Source organism: Fulvivirga sp. AWR4_260 (genome assembly GCF_056158185.1).
Map to the genome: position 1 here is coordinate 294,605 of NZ_JBSWSU010000001.1, position 22,504 is coordinate 317,108.

Consider the following 22,504-nt stretch of genomic DNA (forward strand, 5'->3'; position numbering starts at 1 on the left):
TCAAAGTATTTTAATCTAAATCAATAAAATACTTCGGCTTTATATTCATTAGTACTAAAGAAATATAATTTTAAAAAACCAGAAATAAAAAAAGCCGTAAGAGATCTCACGGCTTCAATTATTAAAATTAATAAATTCTTAATTTTTATTGACTACCGTAGCGCTGGCTTGTGCTGTGGGGAAGATGGTGAGATCACTAATATTAACATGTGCTGGCCTGGTAACTACAAAAAGAATCGTTTCCGCTATATCTTGCCCCTTTAAAGGATCAAAGCCTTTATAAACATTGTCAGCTTTTTCTTTATCTCCTTTAAACCTCACCACTGAAAATTCTGTTTCAACTAATCCTGGATTAATGGCTGTTACCTTAATACCGTATTTATTAAGATCTAGCAACATACCTTTATTAATAGCATCTACAGCATGCTTAGAAGCGCAATAGACATTGCCATTAGGGTAAACTTCCTTTCCAGCAATAGAACCTATGTTTACGATATGCCCCGATTTTCTCTCGGTCATTATGGGCATAATAGCATTAGAAACATAAAGCAACCCTTTTACATTGATGTCCATCATGGCATCCCAATCATCAGAACTTCCTTCTTCAATAGGAGAAAGTCCATGAGCATTGCCTGCGTTATTAATCAACAGATCAATTTTTTTCCACTGCTCTGGTAATGACTGCACAGCTGTATCAACAGCAGCTTTATCTCTTACATCAAAAGAAAGTGATGTAACCTCACAGTCCTGAGCAAGCTCTGCCTCCAGTTGTTTCAAACGCTCTTCACGTCTACCACATATAATAACATTAAAATTATTCTTAGCTAATACTTTGGCAGTAGCTAATCCTATGCCTGATGTGGCTCCTGTAACTAAGGCTATTTTTTTTGTCATTATTGAAATAAAAGATAAAGGGTTATGGTATTGGTATTTATATGGCTCAGCCCAGCACTAAACTGGTTATTTTCAGAACCCAGCATATTGGTTATTCCTCTTGAAAACCTTATTTCTGGAGAGAATTTAAACAATGGGTAATAAATGTCTAGACCAAAACCAACATCTAACGACAAATTAAGGTTTTTAACCACCAAATTATCATCACCACTGGCTTCCACTTCATTTTTACCTGCAGCCTCAAAGCCGGGCTTTATTCCCCCAATAAGGTACATTCTGTTATTACCCCTACGCTCAGATTTATATTTAAGCAAAATAGGTAACTCTACTACGGTGGTTTCTACTGTTTCGGTCACCACGGGGTCATCCAACCTACGATACTCTAAACTATGCTCATAAAAAGCCACTTGCGGCATAGCTCTGATATCTAAAAAATCAGCTGCGCGCATATTCACTATAAAGCCAAGAGAGAAACCTCCTCCCCACGTGGGGTCTATTGAATATAATGAATCTAAACTCTGTGTTACAAATTCATCGGAGTACTTTAGTTGATAAGCAGAAGTATGAATCCCAATCAAGAATCCATAGCTTAAAAAGCGATCGTCATAATTGGGATTATTCATCGCCACCTGACGCTGAGCACTACCTGAATTAATAAATGAGATCAGTAATACTGCTACAAGTATTACTTTTCTCCAATGTAAATCGAGCTTACGCCAAAAGTTAAAGGCCTGCATTTGGAATCTTTAAATCCTACTTTGTTTAATACTTTCAAGAAATCTTTACCATCAGGGAAGGCCTGTACAGACTCTGGCAAGTAGGTATATGCTGCCCTGTCCTTAGAAACCATATTCCCGATTTTTGGCAAAATAGCTTTGAAATAAAAATTGTAAATATTTTTAAACGGAAACTTTGATGGTCGAGAAAACTCCAATATCACAGCCTTACCTCCAGGCTTTAACACCCTGTACATATCGGCCAGTCCTTTTTCTAAATGCTCAAAGTTTCTTACTCCAAAAGAAACGATAACTGCATCAAACTTATTGTCTTCAAACAACAGCTTCTCAGAATCACCTAGCTGCAATTCTATTTTATGTTCTAGGTTCTTCTTTTTCATTTTCTCCTTACCCACTGCCAGCATTCCTTCAGAAATATCAACACCTATAACCTTATCAGGGTTTAATTTTAATGCCTCTATGGCAAAATCACCCGTACCTGTAGCAATATCCAGTATTAATTTGGGTTGAGAAGTTTTTAGCATTTTTATAGCCATTTTTCTCCATATGATATCAATTCCCAAACTTAAAAAGTGATTTAAGAAATCGTACTTTTTGCTAATGTTGTTAAACATTGTGGCTACTTGTTCTTTTTTGCCACTTTTCTCCTCTTTATATGGTAATACAGCCATTTTTTATTATTTGAATAAGAACCCGATATTCATCGACCTTGTTTAAGTTGCTGCAAATATCTTATTTCTGCTAAAAATAAAAAAGGGGCTTTGTTACGCCCCTTTTTTTAATCTATATTTTTTTTATGATTATTTACCTCCTGTTACCCTAAACTCTACTCTTCTATTTAATTCGCGACCTTCTTTCTCATCATCATTAGTAGCCAGTGGACGTTCTTCTCCATAGCCTACAGCCTGAATTCTCCTTGTGTCTATCCCCTTTTGTGTGAGGTAATTTTTAACTGCTGTCGCCCTTCTGTAAGACAACATTTTATTATAATCTTTTGCTCCAATATTATCTGTATGCCCTGAAATCTCTATGATCATACCAGGATTTTGAGCCATCATGGCATCCAGTTTATTCAGTTCCTCGTAAGATTCTTTTTTAAATGTTGCTTTATCAAAGTTGAAATAAATGTTTCTCAATACAGATCTTGTACCTAACCTCAATTTTTGCAAAGTAATTTCCTTTGTCATCACTTCTTGAGTTTCTGATGATGATGCAGGCACATTTACTTTTAAATTTTGAAAAACGTAACCATTACTTTCCACCGAAAGCTGATATTGCTTCGCATCTTCGTTAGTCATTCTAAATTCATAAATACCCGTGCCTTTATGAGTTTTTCCTGCCACTATATTTTGTGGTATACTATGCATATTAACTTTTGCATCCATTGGGGTACCACTTTCATCTGTAATTTTTACGGTAACTATAACCGGCTTTAATTCCACGGCCTTTTGTTGCTCCACAGGCTCTGGGTCTGGTTCCGTTTCAGGCTGTACATCAGGCTCAGGGGTAGTATCCACTGGCGGCTCATCTGGCTCCGCTTCAACCTGAGTTACATTATTTTCTTCCGTATTATTATTCTCAACCTTAGCTATTTGATCTTTAGTCTCAGGCTTTTCTATCTCTTCTTTATCTCCTTTTCTACTAGCCACTTCCTCAACCTCTTCTCCTTCTTTCAAAATAGATACCATGTAGATATCAGTATATCCTTGGCCATCTTCTCTTACCGATGCATAATATCCTCTTTTGCCATCTTTTGTAGCCACAAAGTAAATGTCATCGTCAGGGGTATTTACTGGGAATCCTAAGTTTTCCGGCTCACTCCATTTAGAACTAGCACTATCATAAACAGACCTAAAAATATCGTACCCTCCCATACCTTTTCTACCTTGACTAGAAAAATATAGGGTTTTACCATCATAATCAATGAAAGGGCCATCATCATCATATTCTGTATTAATAATGTCTCCTAGGTTTTTGGAGCGTGTCCATTCACCTGCTTTATTTTTAATACTGTAGTAGATATCTATACCACCAAAACCACCAGGTCTATCACTGGCAAAGAAAAGTATATTTTGATCTGGAGAGATAGACACCGCATTTTCTTTAAAACCTTCAGAGTTAATGTTTTCACTTACGGGCTCTGGGTAATTCCATGTGCCATCGTCATTTCTAGAGGCTACATAAATATCTCCATTGTTATCATCTTTATAGAGGAAAAGCTGATTACCATCAGCAGAAAGTGCAAGGTTAGAACCGTGGTATTCTGTGTTAATTACATCTCCAATGTTCTTTGCTCTTTCCCAAACGCCATTTTTCTTGTATGAAATAAATATATCTTCGTAAGGTTTGTTATCTGGCGCCACGTTTTCGTTAAGGTTACCATCTCTTCTTCTAGAAGTAAAAACCATCATGGTTTCGTCCTCGTTAATTACAGGCCCATAATCTTCAAACTCTGAATTTATAGAATTACCCACGTTTTGGATAGCATAATGCGATGGGTTAGCAATATATTCTAAAGCATTTTCACATTCAAAAATTCTTCTTTCTACCTCAGGAAGTTCCGTTTTATCTCTTCCTCGGTATCCTTGTCGCTCAAAAAGTTTATTTCTGTATTTGGTATAAAACTCCAGTGCTTTTTCAAACTCCATACCGTATTGGTAACTACGCCCAATAGAGTACATAATATCGAAACGATATTCGGGATCTAAATTATTTACCTGCAAAAAGTATTTTACAGCACGATCTTTACCTACAGTACGTAGATAAAACTCCCCTGCCATATAATTAGCTTTTATGTTAGTAGGATCCGTTTCTGATGCCTGTACGTACATTTCACGCGCCTGATCCAACGCCTGTGTAGCAGCCATAATCTCCTCTGCAGTATTAACATAAAACTCCGCCAACTCTTTATCTTCCTGACTCACCTGTGAATACCCTTCGAGTGTCAGACCGAATAAAAATGTAGAAAAAATTAAAAACCTAAGCCCTTTATACATTTTGTAATGATATTTGCTGCTCAATTTATTAAAAATAAGTTAAAAAAATTAATGACGTAGTACAACGGATAATTTACTTCCTTGTTTTCTCATTAACAATAATAAAAATTTATTTTTTCATTTGAAGTATTACTTTAACACTAATTCAAATATAAGCCTGATTTTAAGCTTATAAATTTACCTAATTGTTAGAATATAATGAAAATCACCAGAGCTAGTTTTGTAACAAGTAGTAGCGATTACAAGCAATGTCCAGAAAGTACACTTCCTGAATTTGCATTTATTGGCAGATCTAACGTGGGCAAATCTTCATTAATCAACATGCTAACCAACCACGGTAAATTAGCTAAAGTATCAGGAAAACCGGGTAAAACTCAGTTAATCAACCACTTTCTTATTAATGAAGACTGGCACCTGGTAGACTTACCTGGGTATGGTTGGGCCAAGGTAGCCAAGTCTGAAAAAGAAAAATGGGGAGCCATGATTCATGATTATTTAATGAATAGAGAAAATTTGGTGAACATTTTTGTGTTATTGGACTCGCGTTTAGCCCCACAGCCTATAGATGTAGACTTTATCAATTGGCTAGGAGAGCAACAGATCCCCTTTGGACTAATATTTACAAAAGCCGATAAACAATCAAAAAATAAAACACAATCATCAATAGCGAAATACAAAAAATTCCTGAAGCAGTATTGGGAAGAGCTTCCTCCTATATTCATCACCTCTTCGGCTAATGGAGAAGGCAAAGAAAAAGTACTCGACTACCTAGATACCTTAATAAGCTCTAGTAAATAGTAAAATATTAAGTAATTTTGGCGCAGATAACATCAAAAACATTTTTTAGAGAATATGGATTTTAGCGATATTGCATCAGTTGCAGGTAAAGGAGGACTTTTCAAAATAGTAAAACCAACTCGTACTGGAGTTATTCTTGAGTCTCTTGATGACAAAAAACAAAAATTAGTAGCCAGTGCTACACAAAGAATATCTGTACTCAGTGATATTTCTATTTATACCACTGACCAAGAAGGTGCAGAACCTTTAGCTAACGTTTTTAGAAGTATTTACAATGAGTTTAATGATGACTTAGGAGTAACTGCTACTTCTGAGCCTGATGAGTTAAAAGCTTTCATTAAGCACATATTACCTAATTACGATCCTCAGAGAGTTTACGTATCTGATATTAAAAAAGTAGTAAACTGGTATAATGCCCTAAGGGTAAATGCTCCTGAACTACTTACTCAACCTGAAGAAAAAGAAGAAAAGAAAGAAGAATCTAAATAATGAGTCAACAGCTTGCTCAGGCATTAATGTTAATCAAAAAAGATTTACTGCTTGATTCTCAAGCTTTACCGGAATCAGTATATTCTCAAGATGAACTGAGGGATAAGCTGATTCCGGTAATCAATTACCTTCTAGACAAAGACTTTAGTCATTTGCTTAATGCTTTATATAGAATAGATGTTGATGAAAATGCTTTAAAAGAGCTTTTAGCCACTGAAGCACCTTCAAAAATAGCAGCTTCTATAGCCGATCTTATTATAAGTCGTGAAATGCAAAAAGCATATACTCGTATCAAATACAGCTCTTATTCATAATAAGAAACTGCTTTTTCTACCATGTGCTTAGAACCAATGTATAATGGCACTCTTTGGTGAAGCTCTTCTGGCTGTATATCCAAAATTCTATTTTTACCATCGTTAGCCACACCTCCAGCTTGCTCTATCAAGAAAGCTAGCGCATTGCACTCATACAGTAAACGTAATTTACCTTTAGGGTTTGATGCCGTTGCAGGATAAATATAAATCCCTCCTTTGAGCATATTCCTATGAAAATCTGCCACTAACGATCCTATATACCTTCCTGAGTAACCACATTCTTTACAATACGAGACATAAGCTCTTACTTCTGAACTAAAGCTTTTAGAACTACCTTCATTTATAGAATAAATTTTTCCACTGTCTGGTATTTTCATTTCCGGATGCGACAAAAAATATTCACCCAAAGAAGCCTCATATGTAAAGCCATTTACACCATGCCCAGTAGTATAAACCAGCATAGTGGATGAACCATAAAGCAAATACCCAGAAGCCACTTGCTCACTCCCCTTTTGTAATACATCTTGCATAGTAATAGGCGTACCGATAGGCGTTGTTCTTCTATAAATAGAGAAAATAGTACCAATAGCCACATTTACATCTATGTTAGAAGAGCCATCCAATGGGTCTATGGCAATAATGTATTTACCATTATTATGTAGATCTATGATCTCTTCATCTTCTTCCGAAACTATTGCACACGCCTCTCCCCCTTTAGTCAGTGCCCTAATAAAACGTATATTAGTTAAAACATCGAGCTTTTGCTGATCTTCTCCTTGAACATTTTGAGCGCCTATAGGACCAATAATATTGATCAAACCTGCTTTATTTATTTCTCTATTTACTACCTTTCCGGCAAGAGCAATGTCTCGCAACAATTGAGACAACTCTCCCGTTGCATATTGAAATTCATCTTGTTTCTTTTTTATAAAGCGGTCAAGAGTGGTACCGATAGGAGTAGCTATTCGTGAGTCTTCCATGTATTGAATAAAATTTAAACAAGAATTTTTTAGTGTAACATATACTTTTAAAAATAACTATTTAGTTTCAAAACCTCTTTATGAAAGTATTTAAGTTTGGTGGGGCCTCTATTAAGTCTGCAGAGGCAATCCGAAATATGAGTAAAATCGTAAGTTTATTCTCTCAGGATAAATTACTTATAGTGGTATCTGCAATGGGCAAAACAACCAACGCCTTAGAAGAACTAGTAAATGCCGTAAATACTGAACACATAGAACCTCTATTAGAAAAAATAGAAAAGTACCATACAGATATCTGTCATGAGTTATTCTCTGAAAATGATCCTATTTTTTCTGACCTTGAAAACCAGTTTGCGGCACTTCGCGAATCCTTACTTTCTAAGTATGAATATAATCAACTTTATGATCAAGTGGTATCAAAAGGAGAGATCATATCATCTAAAATTATAACAGCCTACTTGGGAACATGCGACTTAGACGCACAATGGGTAGATGCCAGAGAATACATTCGCACAGACGATAGCTACAGAGAAGGAAAGGTAAACTGGACATTAACCGAAGGTTTAATCAAGCATGACATTAGAAATTTAGCAGAAAGTAAAAAGCTGGTAACACAGGGCTTTTTGGGCGGCACAGACAAAGGATTCACTACAACACTAGGAAGAGAAGGCTCAGACTTCACTGCAGCAATATTTGCTTTTTGTATTGAAGCAGAGTCTGTTACTGTTTGGAAAGACGTACCAGGTATTTTAAATGCTGATCCAAAGCTAACTCCAAACGCAGTTCTATTTGATGAACTACCTTACAATGAAGCCGCTGAAATGACTTACTATGGCGCTTCGGTAATTCACCCCAAAACTATAAAACCATTAGCCAACAAAGGAATACCGTTATATGTCAAAAACTTTGACAACCCTACTCAGCCAGGCACTGTTATCCATAATTGTCAGATAGATAATCAATCTATTCCTGCCATAATTATCAAAAAAGACCAGTGCTTAGTTTCTTTTAAGGTTATAGATTACTCCTTTATTAACGAAGAGAATTTGAGCGTGATTTTCAAAACGCTTTCTGATACCGATATCAAAATCAACATCATGCAAAATTCTGCTATATCATTTTCTATAGTAGTAGACTATTCGTCACAAAAATTACAAAAACTGATGCTGGCGCTAAAAAATCATTTTGATATCCGCTATAACACCGGCCTTGAGCTAATTACTGTAAAAAATTACAATGAAGCTACCATATCAGAATATAGACAGAATAAGAAAATATTATTAGAACAAATATCTAGAAACAACTACAGGGCTTTAGTTATGCCTTAGCAGTTTATATATTTTCCTTTTCTCGGAGATATTCAAAAAAGTTATTGACACTTCTTTTAATAATATCAAAAACATGTTGAAAGCCGGCTTCTCCTCCAAAATATGGATCCGGCACATCTTCTCCCTTAAATTCGGGATCAAAGTCCCGCATAAGGTGGAGCTTATCAACATAATTTTTATTCATATCATGTCTAATGATCACATCCATATTAGCCTGATCCATAACTAATATGTAATCGAATTCTCTAAAGTCACTTTTAGAAAATTGCCTTGCCTTGTGGTTGAGGAAAACACCATTTTCGGCTGCATTTTTAACAGTTCGGCCATCGGGCTGCTCTCCTATATGGTACGCACTGGTACCACATGAGTCAACCATTAATTTATCACCTAAATCATTAAGTCTAATGTCATTTTGCAAAATACCTTCAGCCAGTGGAGAACGACAAATATTCCCTAAACAGACAAATAAAACTTTAACCATATCATGATTTTTTTAAACTTCACAAATATAATAGGAGCAAGCACCATGCCCTATTAATAACTACTCTTTTTTCTCACTTTATAAGAAAAGCCAGCACCTAACGGACTCATTAAAAGTAGGTGCCAAAAATTATTTATAAGTATTTCACTTAGGGGGTTACTTACTGCCTCTTAAGTATATATACCTGTACATAGCACTTTTTTACTCACCTGTTTAGTATGGTTAGTTAAAGCCGCTCACTGCAAAGAGCGGCTTTTCTTTTTCCCACTCTCAATACACCTTCACGATTTATAAATTTAGACGCTACACTTTTGCTATTTGCATTGTGTTTAACTACTTTTGCAACATCAATTCTTAGTTAGGAATTATTCTTATTTAGGATTCATTAGTGAATAGATTAGAAACCATAAAGGAACAAATAAGTCAAGCTGGACTTAAAGTTACTCATCAGAGGATAGTGATCTTAGATGCTGTGCACTCTATGAACAACCACCCTACTGTAGAACAAATTTATGATCAAATCAAGCACGCCAATCCTACCATTTCGCTAGGTACTATATATAAAACTGCAGAAACCTTTGTAGAGAAGGAGCTATTAGCAAAAGTTTCTACTAACGAGGGACAAATGCGCTACGATGCCAAATTGCATAACCACGGGCACATTTACTGCACTAATACCAGTGAAATCATTGACTATTATGATGAAGAATTAAATGATTTGATTGTCAATTTCTTTAAAAAGAAAAAGGTGAATAACCTAAAAATCAAAAACATCAGCCTTCAAATTAATGGAGATAAGATTGATCCTGACAAGGATATTCAAATAAAGTAATGTCGAACAATTATAAATAAATAAAATTATGTCATTAGTAGGAAAAAAAGCACCAGTATTTAATGCACCTGCAGTTATCAACGGAGAAGAGATTGTAGAGTCATTTACATTAGCTGATTACATAGGTAAAAAAGAAGTTATCTTTTTCTTCTACCCTAAAGATTTCACTTTTGTTTGCCCTACAGAAATCCACGCTTTCCAGGCTAAATTAGCTGAGTTTGAGAAAAGAGGAGTACAAGTTGTAGGATGCTCTTGCGACACTGAAGAAACTCACTTAGCATGGTTATTAACTGCTAAAGACAATGGTGGTATCGAAGGTGTAACTTACCCATTAGTAGCAGACTCATCTAAAACAGTAGCTAACAACTACGGAGTATTAGCAGGAGACTGGAACTACACTGAAGAAGGAGACTTAGTATTTGATGGCGCTCCTGTTGCCTTCAGAGGTACTTTCTTCATTGACAAAGAAGGTGTAGTAAGACACGAAACTATCAACGACCTTCCTTTAGGTAGAAACATTGACGAAATGTTAAGAATTGTTGATGCATGGCACCACGTACAAGAGCACGGTGAAGTATGCCCTGCTAACTGGGAAGAAGGAAAAGATGCTATGAAAGCTACAAGAGACGGAGTATCTAGCTACCTTTCTGCTAACTAAGCTTTATTGCAAATAAATATTACTAAAGACCCTCTCATAAGCAGAGGGTTTTTATTTTTGTGGCAATGGGCAAATTTATATACAACACTTTTTTAGTTCTCTACCGCCTGGCCATACGTATAGCGGCTCTTTTTTTTAATGAGAAAGCCCGATTATTTATTTCAGGCAGAAAAAATATTCTTAAAAAAATAAAAGCGGATCACGCTCTGAGAACAAGCAAAACCATTTGGTTTCATTGCGCTTCTTTGGGAGAATTCGAACAAGGAAGACCACTAATAGAAGCTTTTAAAAAGCATTTTTCTAACTACGAAATCATACTCACCTTCTTTTCGCCCTCCGGCTACGAAGTGCGAAAAAACTACCCTCAAGCAGACTACATCTATTACCTGCCTATAGACACTAAAGATAACGCCAAGAGATTTTTAGAATACACCTCTCCCTCAATGGCAATCTTTGTTAAGTATGAATTTTGGCATCACTACATCCATTATTTAAAAGAAAATAATATCCCTACCATATCGGCATCTTCAATTTTCAGGAAGAAACAAGTTTATTTTAAGCCTTGGGGAGGCTTTTACAAAAGAATACTTAAGAATATCGATAAGTTTTTTGTTCAGGACAAAGATTCCTTGCTACTTCTTGAGTCCATCAACATTCAAAACATAGATATATCAGGCGATACTCGCTTTGACAGGGTATATGAAATATGTCAAAACCGAAAGACGTTAGATAAAATAGAGCGCTTTAAAAGACAAGATGAAGTAATGGTGATTGGCAGCTGCTGGCCAGAAGATTTTGAGGTTTTGGAACCATTCATCAATGACACCTCAATGCAGTATATTATAGCGCCCCATGAAATAGAAGGCAAGTTTATTTCCAGAATAGAGAATGACCTGGCCAAGAAAACAATTAGGTATTCACAAATCAGTACAGAAACAGATTTAAGCCAGTTTGAAGTACTAATTATAGACAATATAGGAATGCTTTCTAGCTTATACAGTTATGGCAGATATGCTTATGTGGGAGGAGCATTCGACCAAGGTCTTCATAATATTTTAGAGCCAGCTACTTTTGGACTACCAGTATTTTTTGGCAATAAAAACTATCAGAAGTTTAAAGAGGCCAACGATCTCATCAACTTAGGTGGAGCAGTAGCCATTGCTGATTATGATGAATTGCGTATACAATTTAGGCAATTCACTGAAGATCAGACCTATAACATAGCTAGCGAAGTAAATACGGACTACATCAAAGAACATATTGGGGCAACAGACAAAATAGTCGACTACTGCAAATCCATACTAAAATGAAAGGACTAGTATTAAAATCAACTGGGTCATGGTATGAAGTACTTACCCCTGACAACAAATTATTCGCAGCCAGAACCAGAGGCAAGTTAAGGTTAAAAGGCTTCAGAACCACCAACCCCATAGCAGTGGGAGATTATGTAGAACTAAAACCTGAGAATGATAAGGAAGCTGTCATTACAGAAATATTGCCCCGTGAAAACTACATCATTCGTAAGTCTGTAAAACAAAAGAGCCATGGGCATATTATTGCGTCTAACATTGACCAAGCAGTACTCATAGCTACACTTGTTTACCCAAGAACATCACTTGGCTTTATAGATAGATTTCTAATAAGCGCTGAAGCTTTTAGAATACCTCAAGTTCTCATCTTCAACAAAATAGATATGATGAAAGATAGAGGAAATGCCATGATCGATGAAATATTAAGCATTTACGAACCCCTAGGAGTGAGATGCTTAAAAGCCTCTGCACTTACGGGAGAAGGAATGGATGAGATCATGGACCTTTTAGATGGGAAAAAGACATTAATTTCCGGACATAGTGGCGTAGGTAAATCAACACTTATCAATAAAATCTCTCCCGAAATATCGCAGAAAACATCTGAAATATCAGAGTTTGCTCAAAAAGGAACGCACACCACCACTTTTGCAGAAATGTTTCAGATAGGAACGGAAAGCTTCATTATAGATACTCCAGGCATTAAAGAACTGGGCTTAGTAGACATTGAAGATGAGGAACTATCTGATTACTTCCCCGAAATGCGCGCGATACAAAACAACTGCAAATTTCATAACTGCAAACATTTACACGAACCTCAATGTGCCATAAAAGAAGCAGTAGAAAATGGCGAAATCGCAGACACAAGATATATCAGTTACCTGAGTATACTAGAAGGAGAAGACAACAGGCGTTAAAATTCAGATGCCTCGCCAAAGCCGATAGAATTTATAGGCAAGTTTAAAATTGAGGTATCTGCAAGCTACTCTAATCTCATACAACAGGCGCTTTTTGAGCACCTGTTTCTCATGTTTCGTTTCTACCAGACCTGCAGCTTTTGTACAAATTTTATAGGTAGAATACAGGTGAGGACTCCTAAGCTTAAACTGCAACTGACCTAGAGAACCGTTAACTTCTCTTTTTTTCATTAATACCTGATCAGTATAGCAATACTCAGCTACTCGAGAGGAACGAACCCAAAAATCAAAATCTTCGTAGGTTAGCTGCTCATCATAGCCGCCTAGGCTTGTAAACAAATCAGCTCGAAACATTATGGTTGGTGGGCAAATAAAATAACGCTTAATTACCTCAACAAACACATCTCCATCAGGAATAGCTTCTATAGCCTTTCCTTTCTTATCAATAGCATAATGGTTGCGTAAAAACCGCCCGTCCTCATTAATAATTTCAGCGTTACAAAAATTGACCCCTCGTTTCCCATTTTCCAGTAAAGCTTTTACTCCCTCCTCTACCCTTGTAGGGTGCAACAGATCATCAGCAGCCAAATCGATAATAAATTCCCCTTTAATATGAGGCATTGTACGATTAAATGCAGTACAATTACCCAAGTTTTGCGGTAATGGCAAAAACAAAACGTCAGGGTGATCGGCAATTAATTGACGGATAAGCTGTGGACTATTATCTGTACTTCCGTCATCTACCACAATCAGTTGAATTGACTTATATGTTTGATTTAATGCAGAAGTAATGGCCTCCTCAACAAAATCAGCCTGATTATAACACAAGCATACTATTGTTACCACGGGTTGATTAATCATATATTTTCCTCCGCATTTTTATACACATATTTAAAATCTTTAAATATGCTTAGCACATGAGTAGCCAATAAATTTACAGAAGCATAATGATCTACATGTCTTGATAAAAACAAGGCATATCTATGCTTTCCTTTTGTAACAGTATCTTCTGCTATATGCCTAATTTTATGGCGAGGCAAAATTTCAATAAACCCTGCGGAAAGAGAAGTAGGAATTAACATATTAGACCCATGAACCCCAATCACTAATTGGCTTTGACCATATAACTTACACCACTCCAGCTCATCTTCTTGCGTTAATTTATTTTTTCTTAAATCTTTAACAGCTGCATCTAAACCAACCGAATTACCAACACCTGTAACAGCAACTTGGAGTTCTGGCAGCGCCTTTTTAAGTTTTTTAATTAGTCGCTTTACCAAGTAATGCTGTCTTTTCACAAAAATAGCCTTAGGCCAATTTAACTTATAAAACAGCTTGTATAAAAAATACTCAAAAGCAAAACGGTGCCATAGTCTATCTTCTCGTAAAATAAAAGTTATTAAAGGAGGGCGTTGATAAAACTCATTAACATTAAATGGCTCCGTTTTTAACAAAGCTTTAAAATTAACCGCCTCGCTAGCCAGATGAGTGTAAGTATTTGCTAAATATATTTTCTGAGTTCTTCGCTGCAGCTCTAAGACCTTCTCTTCCAATTCAACTAAATAGGATGCCATTTTCTTAAAGGTCTCATGCACTAGCCAAATTTCCCCAACTCCATGAGGCACCAGCCACTTCATTTGAGCAGGCAAAAGAACAATCACATTACTCTCATTATACTTATCAAGCAATAAACCAACATTCCATAATTTAGTGTATGCATGTCCAAAGCAGTTATCTAAACAGTTGACCAAAATAGCTTCTTTGGCATTTTTATATTTTATCACCTCTATGGCCGCACTACTTTTATCGTTATTAAAAAGCGAACGTTTAAGTGGCTCAACCAACCAATCAGAAGGCTCTGAATAAGAAGAAAGTAGCTCTCCTTCCAATGAAAAGCAAGAAGCAAAAAGCATATCATGCCCCACAGGCAAAGTATGCAGTATCTCATATCCACACCCCCTGCAATGTCCGACACAAAGCACATGAAGTCCTTGGTATATCAACTTAGAAACCTTTACTTCATTACCTCCACAGTATCCGCATTTTATAAAATTTAAAGTTTCAGGAACAGGGTAAACCTGAATACCGTCACCATCACCAAACTCTGTTACCATTTTCTGATCCCCCACTTGTTAAGATAAAACAAGAAAAGCGTTTTGTATCTCATCCATTTCATCTGCCGTCTTTCCAGTAATTTATATTTAAGATCTGGGTTAAATAATAATGCTGCATACGAAATATTAGAATGCACAAGCAACGCTTCACTACACTGCGAAAGAGCGAAGCAATCACGTATAACTTCAAGCCCCATAACAAATCCCTTATGATTATCTGCATTAGTATGCACAGCCTTCATATTATCCGACCTTTCAGCATCAAACACCAACACCTTGTCCCCATATAGCTCCCTCAACCGCAGCACCCAATTACTATCATCGGTAGCTAAAAAAATTTTATCAAACTGCGACTCTCTACGATCTATTGCATCTAAGTATTCGCCTTCTAGCACAGGAGGAACTTCATCAGAATGATCCGTTGACCTAATTTGTACTCCCAGCACTTTGTAATGCCCAAAACCAGCTTTAACCTGATCCATAACTTGCTGGGTAGCGGAAGAATATTTAAATTTTGAAATCACATTTTGATTGAGCTGTTTGAAGTGACTTCTACTCCAAATTCTTAAAGGATAAATTTCAAAGTAGTTATTAGTAACAGGATTAACCAATTGCTTCTTATCATGGATAGGCTGTTCAAAATAATAATCCCAAAAATTATCCCCGATAACTGCATCAGTATAACAATATTCCTTATTACCAAAATCAATATAATAAGGAGCCTTATGTTCGCCAGCAAAGTCTATTCCGTAAACCACCTGAATAAACAAAGAAAAAAAGCCTCTTCCGCACCTATCATCCTTATTACCACACGGGCAACCAGCCGTACCGCAAGTAATTACATACGTACCTTGCTCACCCCTTAATTTCTTTATTGTTGTAGTATTAGTTGCGCTTCTCTTCAAACCTGATTGCATTTATAAGCCTTATAGTAATTAACAAAATTAATCACTCCATAAACCAAAAGGACTAGAGAAGCTGCTATAAGCAAATTTTGATACGCCAAAATCTTGAACATATACAGTCCGCCTATTGCTAACAACCACGGAAGAATCAACCGCATAATATCTTTAACAGGTAACACAAGAGATTTATAATAACCATAGTATATAGAAAGCGGAGCTGCAATAAAAATAGTAGCACCCACATAGCAATAAACCATAGCCATTAAAGAGTAACTACCCCCTATAACGACTGAGATTAACATTATAATCAAATTAACCATTACACTCCATAACATTAAACGCTCTCGCTTAGCTATAATAAACATACTATAAGTAATCTGAATCCACATTTGAGGGATTATAATTAAAGAAAATACGCTCAATAACTCTGATACCTCCATCCACTTAGCCCCCCAAAGCACACTTACTATTTCCTGAGAAAATAATAAAAAACACAACACAGGCAGAGTTAACACACTATTGCACAATTTAATCAAAAGCTTAAACTCACCTCTACCTTTCGTTTGCCCTCCTACATTTTGAATGATAGGAATAACAACTGCATTTACCTGAGGCACTATAAATGTTATTGGCATATTTACCAAACTGAAAGCTTTGTTATAAAAGCCCAGATCACTTGTGCCATACCATTTGCCTATATAAAAGCTATCTGCATTTTTATGAATATAATCTACCAAACCAACGCCACCAACGCTAAAAAACAGAGATTTAACTCTGCTCCAGACCAATTTCAGATCATTATTAGCCCATAGCACACCTCCAACAAACAACTGATATACAGCTAAATAAAAAACAGGAATAATGAGCTGAGGAAGCACTAGTGCCCAATAGCTACGATAGAAATATGCCACAAATACTGTAATGACCACCTGAAGAATAGCTGCACTTAATTCAATTTTAGACATTAACTTGAAATACTCCCTTTTCCTCGAAACTGCTATATAAGCTTTAGAAAGAGAATATAAGCCAATACTTAAGGCATAGCTTAAACAAATTAATGAAAGTTCTTCTTTATGAAACAACACCCTTACAGGATAAGCCAGTGCCGCCATTATTAAAGCCAAGATTACCCCTTTAAGGCAAAAAAGTTGATGAACACCAGAAATAAACTTAGCTTCTTCTTTTTCTCGCACTACAGCTTCAGAAAGCCCCATATCTGCAAACCTGATAAGAAAACCATAAAATATAGAAGCAATACCTACTAAGCCATAATCTTGAGGCAATAACAGCCGAGCAACTACCAATGAGCCAAGAAACAACACCAGCTCAGCCCCATATTTATATGCACTAACACCTAATAAGCTTTTTATTATCTGCCTCTGCATGATCGAACTTACAACTGTTTTTGAAAAGTTAATTTTAAATTCAAATCACCTCCAATATGACTTTTAAAGTCTAATAATGAAAAATTGGGCTGCCCCTCTAAAGCTGAAGTACCTAAATCCAACAAACGAAAATGGTGTTGACGACAATAATTGTAAATAAATTCAAACAAAGAAACTGCCGGGCTCAGTGCATCAAAAGCCCGTGCATGAGCTGAATAAAAATTATACATCACTTCATCATTAATTAGTATACAGATGGCCGCTGCCACTAACTCACCTTCTAGAAATGACCCAAAAAGAAGAAAATGAGAAGGAAATGCATTCACAGTTTGCATTAACTGCGGGTAAGCCATAGATAATGACTGACCTCGCTCCTCCCTACAGAAAGAGATAAATTGATATACTTCCTCTAACCTTGAAGCTTCAACAGTTTGATTTGCAATGTTTAACCTATAGGCCTTTCGTAATTTACGCTGCTCCCACTTATGGACAATATCGTAAAATTGAAGCTCCTGGTTTATACGAATAGAACAAGACAACTCAGAATTGACTACTGAAAACCCAAAATTAAACAAGGCATTAGATAGCTTAACAAAACGTGAGTGATTATAAGCCTGTGGTGGAAGCTTAAGCTCAAAACAACGCACTCCCTCCCCCTTAAGCTCTAACAGCAACCGATCTATAAAAAAATACAGTTGCTTTAAATCTAGCTCGGCAGAGAATTCTATACCTCCAAAAGAGCTCCTGAATGGAGACATTGCCTTTTCTCTTGCAACATTTACAGAACACCTCGCAAGGCAAAGACTATTAACCGTATCAACCAAATAAAAGAAATGCCACCCCTCTTGAGTTTGTAAATACAAATGCGAAGTTTTCAGAAAAATATCTTCAACAAAAGCTAATTTACATGAATTACCTATCGATTTTACAAACTCTATATCCTTCAAGCTAATATTGTATCCCTAGTTTTTTATAAATGAAATGCATAAGCCAAGCCGGGCCAATAAGTAAAAACTGTATATCCTTAAAAAAAGATGGTTTTTTACCTTCCACTTTATGCCCATAAAATTGACCTACCCAAGCAATGATAAAAACAATTAATGAGACCCATCCTATGCCTAGCCCTATATTGTATTCCAAAAGCGCCACTATATACATGCATAGCATTGAAAATATAGCCATACCAAAAGCTAAAGGCACGGAAAGAAAGGCATAATAAATGGTGGTAAGAATTAATGCAACCGTAGCCCAGTTCACAAACATATGATCTATACCACCCAGCCACTGCACCAAATCATGGTCTGGAATAGCCCAAAAAAATCCAGTTATACTTACAAATATTGAAGGAACACAAATCCAATGAATAAATTTATTCGTAGGGTTCTTATGGCTACGCCCATACTCCTTCAGCAATTTATCTATTTTTTTCATGGCAATTTTTTACTGGAATTTACCATTTTTATCTAACTTATTGAATCTTAGTCTTTACTTTATCCCACGATTTTATCTGCCAATGTACTTTACCTGTGGTTAAATGGTTATTTTCTTTATCGAATATTTTCACCTCACATATTACCACTGTAGAATCTGAAGATTTCAATGGCACAAAAATATTATCCTCCATCCATTCATCAGTAATTTGGTAAGAAGCAAAGGCATCCATTTTACCTTGATAGTGATATTCCATTTCAAGTTTCTGAAGAATTATTCTAAACCTTTTTGGGTCTAACCGAGCTACCATTAAAAAACCCGTAGTAAACTCCGAAAGAGTAGCCAGCGCACAGGCATGTAGCCCTTTTATATGATTCAGGTTTCTTTTTTTATAAGGCAGTTTAAGCCTAATAGTAGTATCTGTAATCTCCTCCACTTTAAAGCCATGAGGCTTATTAAAGGGTATCATTTTATTTAAGCCGGTGTTGAGCACCCACTTATAGAAAGGAGATTCTTTTGCCTTTTTAACAATTTTAGTAGTATTCATGTGGTATTTAATGATTTAAACGTAAAATATAGTTAATATAAATCTCAACTCCATATCTTTGAAAGTTCTTAACAAAACGACCTAACCTCAATCACATGTTAAGCATTTGGGAGAAGCAGTCTTTCATTGATTATGATCATATTATTATAGGAAGCGGTATAGTTGGCCTTTCTACTGCTATTTCCATTAAAGAATTACAACCTAGTGCTTCGGTATTAATACTGGAAAGAGGCCTATTGCCGTCTGGTGCTAGTACTAAAAATGCTGGGTTTGCGTGCTTTGGAAGCTTATCAGAATTATATGAGGACATTAAAACTATAGGCGAAGAAAAAACTCTTGCCCTAGTTACTGAAAGGTACAATGGCCTTTTAAAATTGCGCAACAGATTAGGAGACAAAAACATTGATTTCCTCAATTATGGAGGATTTGAACTACTCACTAATGAAGAGCTACCTTATTTAGATCATATAGATACGGTAAACAATCTTCTTAAAAGTTTATTTAATAAAGATACCTTTACTGTTAACAACCAACTTATCAAAGAATTTGGGTTTAACAACAAGCAGGTAAAATCAATGATTCATGCTCCGCTAGAAGGGCAGATAGATACCGGTAAAATGATGAGTGCATTAGTAAAGTTAGCTGGTGAACTAGATATAAAAATTATTACCGGAGCTGAAGTAAACACCATAGAAGATAATGACACTAATGTGCAGGTAACTGTAAAAGACGCCATATATGAAAAAATAACCTTTCAAGGCAAAAAGGTGGCTATTTGCACTAATGCATTTACTAGAAAACTCATGCCTGAGACGGACTTATACCCAGGCCGTGGAATAGTTTTGGTAACAAAGCCTATTAAACAACTTGCGTTTAGAGGCGTGTTTCATATGATTCAAGGTTTTTATTATTTCAGAAACTTTGGTGATAGAGTTATTTTTGGTGGAGGCCGCAATATTGACATTGAAAACGAAAAAACAACCGACTTTAAGATCAATGACCTTATTTTTAATGACCTAAAGCAAAAATTAAGGGATGTTATCTTGCCTAACACAGGATACGAAATTGATTATAGCTGGTCAGGCATAATGGCATTTGGCCCCAATAAAGAGCCCGTTTTCAAACAACCATCTAAAAACGTTACGCTAGGAGTTAGGTTAGGAGGAATGGGTGTAGCTATTGGCAGCCAAATGGGCATGCGAATAGCCAAAACAATGATTTAATTAAATCTTTTTATATATTCGAAAATTAAGAAAACATTATAATGAATAAAGCGCACAAGGAGCCATCCTTATTACTTTCTTTAATTCCAATCATTTTTCTGGTAGCGTTACTCGCCTTAAATGTATACATTTTTGGTAGCGACTCTTCATACGGCCCCAACCAGATGGCTTTGATCTTTGCCGCTTCATTAGCAGCTATTTTATCTATTAAGCTTAAGTACTCTTGGGAAGAAACTTTGGATAGTATTGTTAAAAGTATTAGCTCGGCCATGAGTGCCATACTAATTCTTTTAATGATTGGTGCACTAGCCGGAAGTTGGCTCATTAGCGGAGTGGTTCCCGCCATGATTTATTATGGACTAGATATACTTAACCCCACTATTTTCCTTTTTGCAGCATGTATAGTAAGTGCGGTAGTATCCTTAGCTACGGGCAGCTCGTGGTCTACAGCAGCTACCATTGGTATTGCATTAATGGGAATTGGGCAAGCCATGGGAATAGACTCTGGAGTAGTAGCCGGAGCAATTATTTCAGGAGCTTATTTCGGTGATAAAATGTCTCCACTATCTGACACTACCAACCTTGCCCCTGCAATGGCTGGCACCGATTTATTCACCCACATCAAGTACATGATCTTCACTACGGGCCCATCTATGCTGATTACCCTTACTATTTTCCTCATTTGGGGATTTAACATTGAAGGCTCAGCATCTATGACTTCTGTTCCGTTGGTTCAAAAAGCCATTGAAAGCCAGTTTACTATTAATCTGGCATTATTTATTGTACCTGCCGTAGTAATAGCGCTTATCATTAAAAAAGTACCTGCATTACCTGCACTTATTATCGGTACTGTATTAGCTTCTGTTTTTGCCATCATTTTTCAGCCACACATTGTACAATCAGTCTCTGGAGCGGAAAACTTAGACGGGTTCATGGCTTACAAAGGGATTCTAACTGCTATGTTTACAGAAGTAAAAATCGTGACTGGCGATGCTATGGTCGATTCTTTACTATCTTCTAGCGGCATGGAAGGCATTTTACCTACCGTATGGCTCATTATTTGCGCCATGATTTTTGGGGGCGTGATGGAAGGAAATGGAATGTTAAAAAGATTAGCTAGCTCAATTATTTCACTGGCACACTCTACAGGTTCACTTGTAGCTGCCACAGCAGGTACTTGTATTACATTTAACCTTACTGCATCGGATCAATACATTGCCATAGTAGTACCAGGAAGAATGTTTTCTAAAGAATTTAAAGAAAGAGGGCTAGCCCCAGAAAACCTAAGCCGCACACTTGAAGATTCAGGCACAGTAACATCGGTATTAATACCATGGAATACATGTGGTGCTTATCAATCTTCAGTTTTAGGTGTAGCCACTACAGCTTACCTACCTTATTGTTTCTTCAACATCATAAGCCCGTTTATGACAATTTTATTCGCTTATGCCAATATCAAAATCAGAAAAGTTGACAAGTCAGAAAAAACAGAATAACACAACATACGCAAGCACTATCACTGCAGATGAGATTAATGAATTAGAACTCAAAAGATATGAAGGAAAGATTCACTTAATCACCAAAGCAGAGCAAATAAGCAGTGCACTACAGAAAATATCTGAATATGATGTAGTAGGCTTCGACACAGAAACGAAGCCTGCATTTAAAAAAGGGCAATACAATCATGTATCGCTCATACAAATTGCTACTGAGCAAGAGGTATTTTTAATAAGGGTAAACATCACTGGATTAACTCCTGAGCTGCTGGCTTTTTTAGAAAACAAAAAGCTATTAAAAATAGGCATTGCTTTAAGAGATGACATTATTGACCTACAAAAGCTTCACCCCTTTAAACCTGGTGGCTTTGTAGAACTTAATAAGACAGTAAAAGAAATAGGAATAGAAAGCAACGGATTAAGAAAGCTTGCCGCTATAATTTTGGGTTGTAGAATTTCAAAAAGCGCTCAAATTTCTAACTGGGAAAACGACATTTTAACAGAGAAGCAAATCAACTATGCTGCTACAGATGCCTGGGCATGCATTGAAATGTATAATCATTTAAAAGATAAGGGATACTTATACCTATAAGCATCCCTTTACTAAAAACCTCCCAACCTAACCTCTCCACGCACTTGTGCATAATCACATGAACAGATAGGCGCTACAGG

At 36.3% G+C, this 22,504-nt stretch carries 24 protein-coding genes; 11 read left to right on the forward strand and 13 right to left on the reverse strand.

The genetic code is table 11. From position 1 onward, the window contains the following. Positions 1-138: 138 nt before the first annotated feature. The 4 genes from ACXACQ_RS01280 to ACXACQ_RS01295 all read right to left on the reverse strand — a co-directional run bounded on the left by ACXACQ_RS01280 (position 139) and on the right by ACXACQ_RS01295 (position 4,627). Positions 139-894, reverse strand: a complete 756-nt coding sequence (locus tag ACXACQ_RS01280; protein ID WP_474974105.1) for an SDR family NAD(P)-dependent oxidoreductase — start codon at positions 892-894, stop codon at positions 139-141. After that, on the reverse strand, positions 894-1,631 hold the full coding sequence (gene porT, locus ACXACQ_RS01285) for a type IX secretion/gliding motility protein PorT/SprT (RefSeq protein WP_474974106.1): 738 nt from the start codon (positions 1,629-1,631) through the stop codon (positions 894-896). Before porT ends, ACXACQ_RS01280 begins: the two co-directional genes overlap by 1 nt. Beyond that, positions 1,580-2,302: a bifunctional demethylmenaquinone methyltransferase/2-methoxy-6-polyprenyl-1,4-benzoquinol methylase UbiE gene (gene ubiE, locus ACXACQ_RS01290; RefSeq protein ID WP_474974107.1), complete on the reverse strand. Its 723-nt coding sequence runs from the start codon at positions 2,300-2,302 to the stop codon at positions 1,580-1,582. Before ubiE ends, porT begins: the two co-directional genes overlap by 52 nt. A gap of 129 nt (positions 2,303-2,431) precedes the next feature. Beyond that, entirely contained in the window at positions 2,432-4,627 is a 2,196-nt protein-coding gene (locus ACXACQ_RS01295; protein ID WP_474974108.1) for an OmpA family protein, read from the reverse strand. 198 nt (positions 4,628-4,825) lie between these two features. Here ACXACQ_RS01295 and yihA point away from each other — a divergent pair, with 198 nt between their 5' ends. Genes yihA through ACXACQ_RS01310 form a run of 3 tightly spaced genes read left to right on the forward strand, consistent with a single transcriptional unit; the run spans position 4,826 to position 6,228 of the window. After that, complete coding sequence (yihA, locus tag ACXACQ_RS01300; protein ID WP_474974109.1) at positions 4,826-5,425, forward strand: ribosome biogenesis GTP-binding protein YihA/YsxC; 600 nt, start codon at positions 4,826-4,828, stop codon at positions 5,423-5,425. A 54-nt stretch (positions 5,426-5,479) separates the two neighbouring features. Next, positions 5,480-5,914: a DUF5606 family protein gene (locus tag ACXACQ_RS01305; protein WP_474974110.1), complete on the forward strand. Its 435-nt coding sequence runs from the start codon at positions 5,480-5,482 to the stop codon at positions 5,912-5,914. Beyond that, a complete protein-coding gene (locus ACXACQ_RS01310; RefSeq protein ID WP_474974111.1) occupies positions 5,914-6,228 on the forward strand; it encodes a hypothetical protein in 315 nt (104 codons plus the stop codon). The genes ACXACQ_RS01305 and ACXACQ_RS01310 overlap by 1 nt, the downstream gene beginning before the upstream one ends. Here the strand turns inward: ACXACQ_RS01310 and fbp are convergent. Further along, positions 6,219-7,208, reverse strand: coding sequence for a class 1 fructose-bisphosphatase (fbp, locus tag ACXACQ_RS01315; protein ID WP_474974112.1), 990 nt, complete (start codon positions 7,206-7,208; stop codon positions 6,219-6,221). The two genes, ACXACQ_RS01310 and fbp, sit on opposite strands and share 10 nt — an antisense overlap. An 80-nt stretch (positions 7,209-7,288) precedes the next feature. Here fbp and ACXACQ_RS01320 point away from each other — a divergent pair, with 80 nt between their 5' ends. Next, positions 7,289-8,536 carry an aspartate kinase gene (locus ACXACQ_RS01320; protein WP_474974113.1) on the forward strand — a complete coding sequence of 416 codons (1,248 nt, stop codon included), beginning with the start codon at positions 7,289-7,291 and terminating at the stop codon, positions 8,534-8,536. A gap of 4 nt (positions 8,537-8,540) precedes the next feature. On the opposite strand, the gene ACXACQ_RS01325 is transcribed toward ACXACQ_RS01320, so the two are convergent. Then, on the reverse strand, positions 8,541-9,017 hold the full coding sequence (locus ACXACQ_RS01325) for a low molecular weight protein-tyrosine-phosphatase (RefSeq protein WP_474974114.1): 477 nt from the start codon (positions 9,015-9,017) through the stop codon (positions 8,541-8,543). A gap of 388 nt (positions 9,018-9,405) precedes the next feature. Between ACXACQ_RS01325 and ACXACQ_RS01330 the strand changes: the two genes are divergently transcribed. The 4 genes from ACXACQ_RS01330 to rsgA all read left to right on the forward strand — a co-directional run bounded on the left by ACXACQ_RS01330 (position 9,406) and on the right by rsgA (position 12,731). Next, entirely contained in the window at positions 9,406-9,849 is a 444-nt protein-coding gene (locus tag ACXACQ_RS01330) for a Fur family transcriptional regulator (RefSeq protein ID WP_474974115.1), read from the forward strand. Between the two features lie 28 nt (positions 9,850-9,877). Beyond that, positions 9,878-10,507, forward strand: coding sequence for a peroxiredoxin (locus ACXACQ_RS01335; protein WP_474974116.1), 630 nt, complete (start codon positions 9,878-9,880; stop codon positions 10,505-10,507). A gap of 65 nt (positions 10,508-10,572) precedes the next feature. After that, positions 10,573-11,817 (forward strand): 3-deoxy-D-manno-octulosonic acid transferase, encoded by a 1,245-nt coding sequence (locus ACXACQ_RS01340; RefSeq protein ID WP_474974117.1) that lies wholly within the window; start codon positions 10,573-10,575, stop codon positions 11,815-11,817. Then, a complete protein-coding gene (rsgA, locus tag ACXACQ_RS01345; RefSeq protein WP_474974118.1) occupies positions 11,814-12,731 on the forward strand; it encodes a ribosome small subunit-dependent GTPase A in 918 nt (305 codons plus the stop codon). The genes ACXACQ_RS01340 and rsgA overlap by 4 nt, the downstream gene beginning before the upstream one ends. 3 nt (positions 12,732-12,734) lie before the next feature. On the opposite strand, the gene ACXACQ_RS01350 is transcribed toward rsgA, so the two are convergent. From ACXACQ_RS01350 to ACXACQ_RS01380, 7 genes are read right to left on the reverse strand one after another with little or no spacing between them, the layout of a single operon-like run. After that, positions 12,735-13,592, reverse strand: coding sequence for a glycosyltransferase family 2 protein (locus tag ACXACQ_RS01350; protein WP_474974119.1), 858 nt, complete (start codon positions 13,590-13,592; stop codon positions 12,735-12,737). Then, a complete protein-coding gene (locus ACXACQ_RS01355) occupies positions 13,589-14,860 on the reverse strand; it encodes a hypothetical protein (protein ID WP_474974120.1) in 1,272 nt (423 codons plus the stop codon). The genes ACXACQ_RS01350 and ACXACQ_RS01355 overlap by 4 nt, the downstream gene beginning before the upstream one ends. Then, the gene (locus ACXACQ_RS01360) at positions 14,839-15,750 is read right to left on the reverse strand and encodes an O-fucosyltransferase family protein (RefSeq protein WP_474974121.1); all 912 of its coding nucleotides are present in this window, start codon (positions 15,748-15,750) and stop codon (positions 14,839-14,841) included. Before ACXACQ_RS01360 ends, ACXACQ_RS01355 begins: the two co-directional genes overlap by 22 nt. Further along, positions 15,747-17,135, reverse strand: coding sequence for an oligosaccharide flippase family protein (locus ACXACQ_RS01365; protein WP_474974122.1), 1,389 nt, complete (start codon positions 17,133-17,135; stop codon positions 15,747-15,749). Before ACXACQ_RS01365 ends, ACXACQ_RS01360 begins: the two co-directional genes overlap by 4 nt. Before the next feature lie 8 nt (positions 17,136-17,143). Further along, complete coding sequence (locus ACXACQ_RS01370) at positions 17,144-18,082, reverse strand: GNAT family N-acetyltransferase (protein WP_474974123.1); 939 nt, start codon at positions 18,080-18,082, stop codon at positions 17,144-17,146. Position 18,083: 1 nt separating this feature from the next. Further along, on the reverse strand, positions 18,084-18,566 hold the full coding sequence (locus ACXACQ_RS01375) for an Mpo1 family 2-hydroxy fatty acid dioxygenase (RefSeq protein WP_474974124.1): 483 nt from the start codon (positions 18,564-18,566) through the stop codon (positions 18,084-18,086). Positions 18,567-18,603: 37 nt separating this feature from the next. After that, positions 18,604-19,113 (reverse strand): DUF4442 domain-containing protein, encoded by a 510-nt coding sequence (locus tag ACXACQ_RS01380; protein WP_474974125.1) that lies wholly within the window; start codon positions 19,111-19,113, stop codon positions 18,604-18,606. A 95-nt stretch (positions 19,114-19,208) separates the two neighbouring features. Between ACXACQ_RS01380 and ACXACQ_RS01385 the strand changes: the two genes are divergently transcribed. From ACXACQ_RS01385 to ACXACQ_RS01395, 3 genes are read left to right on the forward strand one after another with little or no spacing between them, the layout of a single operon-like run. Next, the gene (locus ACXACQ_RS01385; RefSeq protein WP_474974126.1) at positions 19,209-20,336 is read left to right on the forward strand and encodes an NAD(P)/FAD-dependent oxidoreductase; all 1,128 of its coding nucleotides are present in this window, start codon (positions 19,209-19,211) and stop codon (positions 20,334-20,336) included. A 41-nt stretch (positions 20,337-20,377) separates the two neighbouring features. Further along, on the forward strand, positions 20,378-21,832 hold the full coding sequence (nhaC, locus tag ACXACQ_RS01390) for a Na+/H+ antiporter NhaC (protein WP_474974127.1): 1,455 nt from the start codon (positions 20,378-20,380) through the stop codon (positions 21,830-21,832). Continuing rightward, positions 21,807-22,424 (forward strand): 3'-5' exonuclease, encoded by a 618-nt coding sequence (locus tag ACXACQ_RS01395; RefSeq protein WP_474974128.1) that lies wholly within the window; start codon positions 21,807-21,809, stop codon positions 22,422-22,424. Before nhaC ends, ACXACQ_RS01395 begins: the two co-directional genes overlap by 26 nt. The last annotated feature ends 80 nt before the right edge of the window (positions 22,425-22,504 follow it).

What these genes read in the sequence shown, in the direction of transcription:
- ACXACQ_RS01280 (WP_474974105.1), bottom strand. Translation starts at nt 894, where the DNA reads ATGACAAAAAAAATAGCCTTAGTTACAGGAGCCACATCAGGCATAGGA.
- porT (WP_474974106.1), bottom strand. Translation starts at nt 1,631, where the DNA reads ATGCAGGCCTTTAACTTTTGGCGTAAGCTCGATTTACATTGGAGAAAA.
- ubiE (WP_474974107.1), bottom strand. Translation starts at nt 2,302, where the DNA reads ATGGCTGTATTACCATATAAAGAGGAGAAAAGTGGCAAAAAAGAACAA.
- ACXACQ_RS01295 (WP_474974108.1), bottom strand. Translation starts at nt 4,627, where the DNA reads ATGTATAAAGGGCTTAGGTTTTTAATTTTTTCTACATTTTTATTCGGT.
- yihA (WP_474974109.1), top strand. Translation starts at nt 4,826, where the DNA reads ATGAAAATCACCAGAGCTAGTTTTGTAACAAGTAGTAGCGATTACAAG.
- ACXACQ_RS01305 (WP_474974110.1), top strand. Translation starts at nt 5,480, where the DNA reads ATGGATTTTAGCGATATTGCATCAGTTGCAGGTAAAGGAGGACTTTTC.
- ACXACQ_RS01310 (WP_474974111.1), top strand. Translation starts at nt 5,914, where the DNA reads ATGAGTCAACAGCTTGCTCAGGCATTAATGTTAATCAAAAAAGATTTA.
- fbp (WP_474974112.1), bottom strand. Translation starts at nt 7,208, where the DNA reads ATGGAAGACTCACGAATAGCTACTCCTATCGGTACCACTCTTGACCGC.
- ACXACQ_RS01320 (WP_474974113.1), top strand. Translation starts at nt 7,289, where the DNA reads ATGAAAGTATTTAAGTTTGGTGGGGCCTCTATTAAGTCTGCAGAGGCA.
- ACXACQ_RS01325 (WP_474974114.1), bottom strand. Translation starts at nt 9,017, where the DNA reads ATGGTTAAAGTTTTATTTGTCTGTTTAGGGAATATTTGTCGTTCTCCA.
- ACXACQ_RS01335 (WP_474974116.1), top strand. Translation starts at nt 9,878, where the DNA reads ATGTCATTAGTAGGAAAAAAAGCACCAGTATTTAATGCACCTGCAGTT.
- ACXACQ_RS01340 (WP_474974117.1), top strand. Translation starts at nt 10,573, where the DNA reads ATGGGCAAATTTATATACAACACTTTTTTAGTTCTCTACCGCCTGGCC.
- rsgA (WP_474974118.1), top strand. Translation starts at nt 11,814, where the DNA reads ATGAAAGGACTAGTATTAAAATCAACTGGGTCATGGTATGAAGTACTT.
- ACXACQ_RS01350 (WP_474974119.1), bottom strand. Translation starts at nt 13,592, where the DNA reads ATGATTAATCAACCCGTGGTAACAATAGTATGCTTGTGTTATAATCAG.
- ACXACQ_RS01365 (WP_474974122.1), bottom strand. Translation starts at nt 17,135, where the DNA reads ATGCAGAGGCAGATAATAAAAAGCTTATTAGGTGTTAGTGCATATAAA.
- ACXACQ_RS01375 (WP_474974124.1), bottom strand. Translation starts at nt 18,566, where the DNA reads ATGAAAAAAATAGATAAATTGCTGAAGGAGTATGGGCGTAGCCATAAG.
- ACXACQ_RS01380 (WP_474974125.1), bottom strand. Translation starts at nt 19,113, where the DNA reads ATGAATACTACTAAAATTGTTAAAAAGGCAAAAGAATCTCCTTTCTAT.
- ACXACQ_RS01385 (WP_474974126.1), top strand. Translation starts at nt 19,209, where the DNA reads ATGTTAAGCATTTGGGAGAAGCAGTCTTTCATTGATTATGATCATATT.
- nhaC (WP_474974127.1), top strand. Translation starts at nt 20,378, where the DNA reads ATGAATAAAGCGCACAAGGAGCCATCCTTATTACTTTCTTTAATTCCA.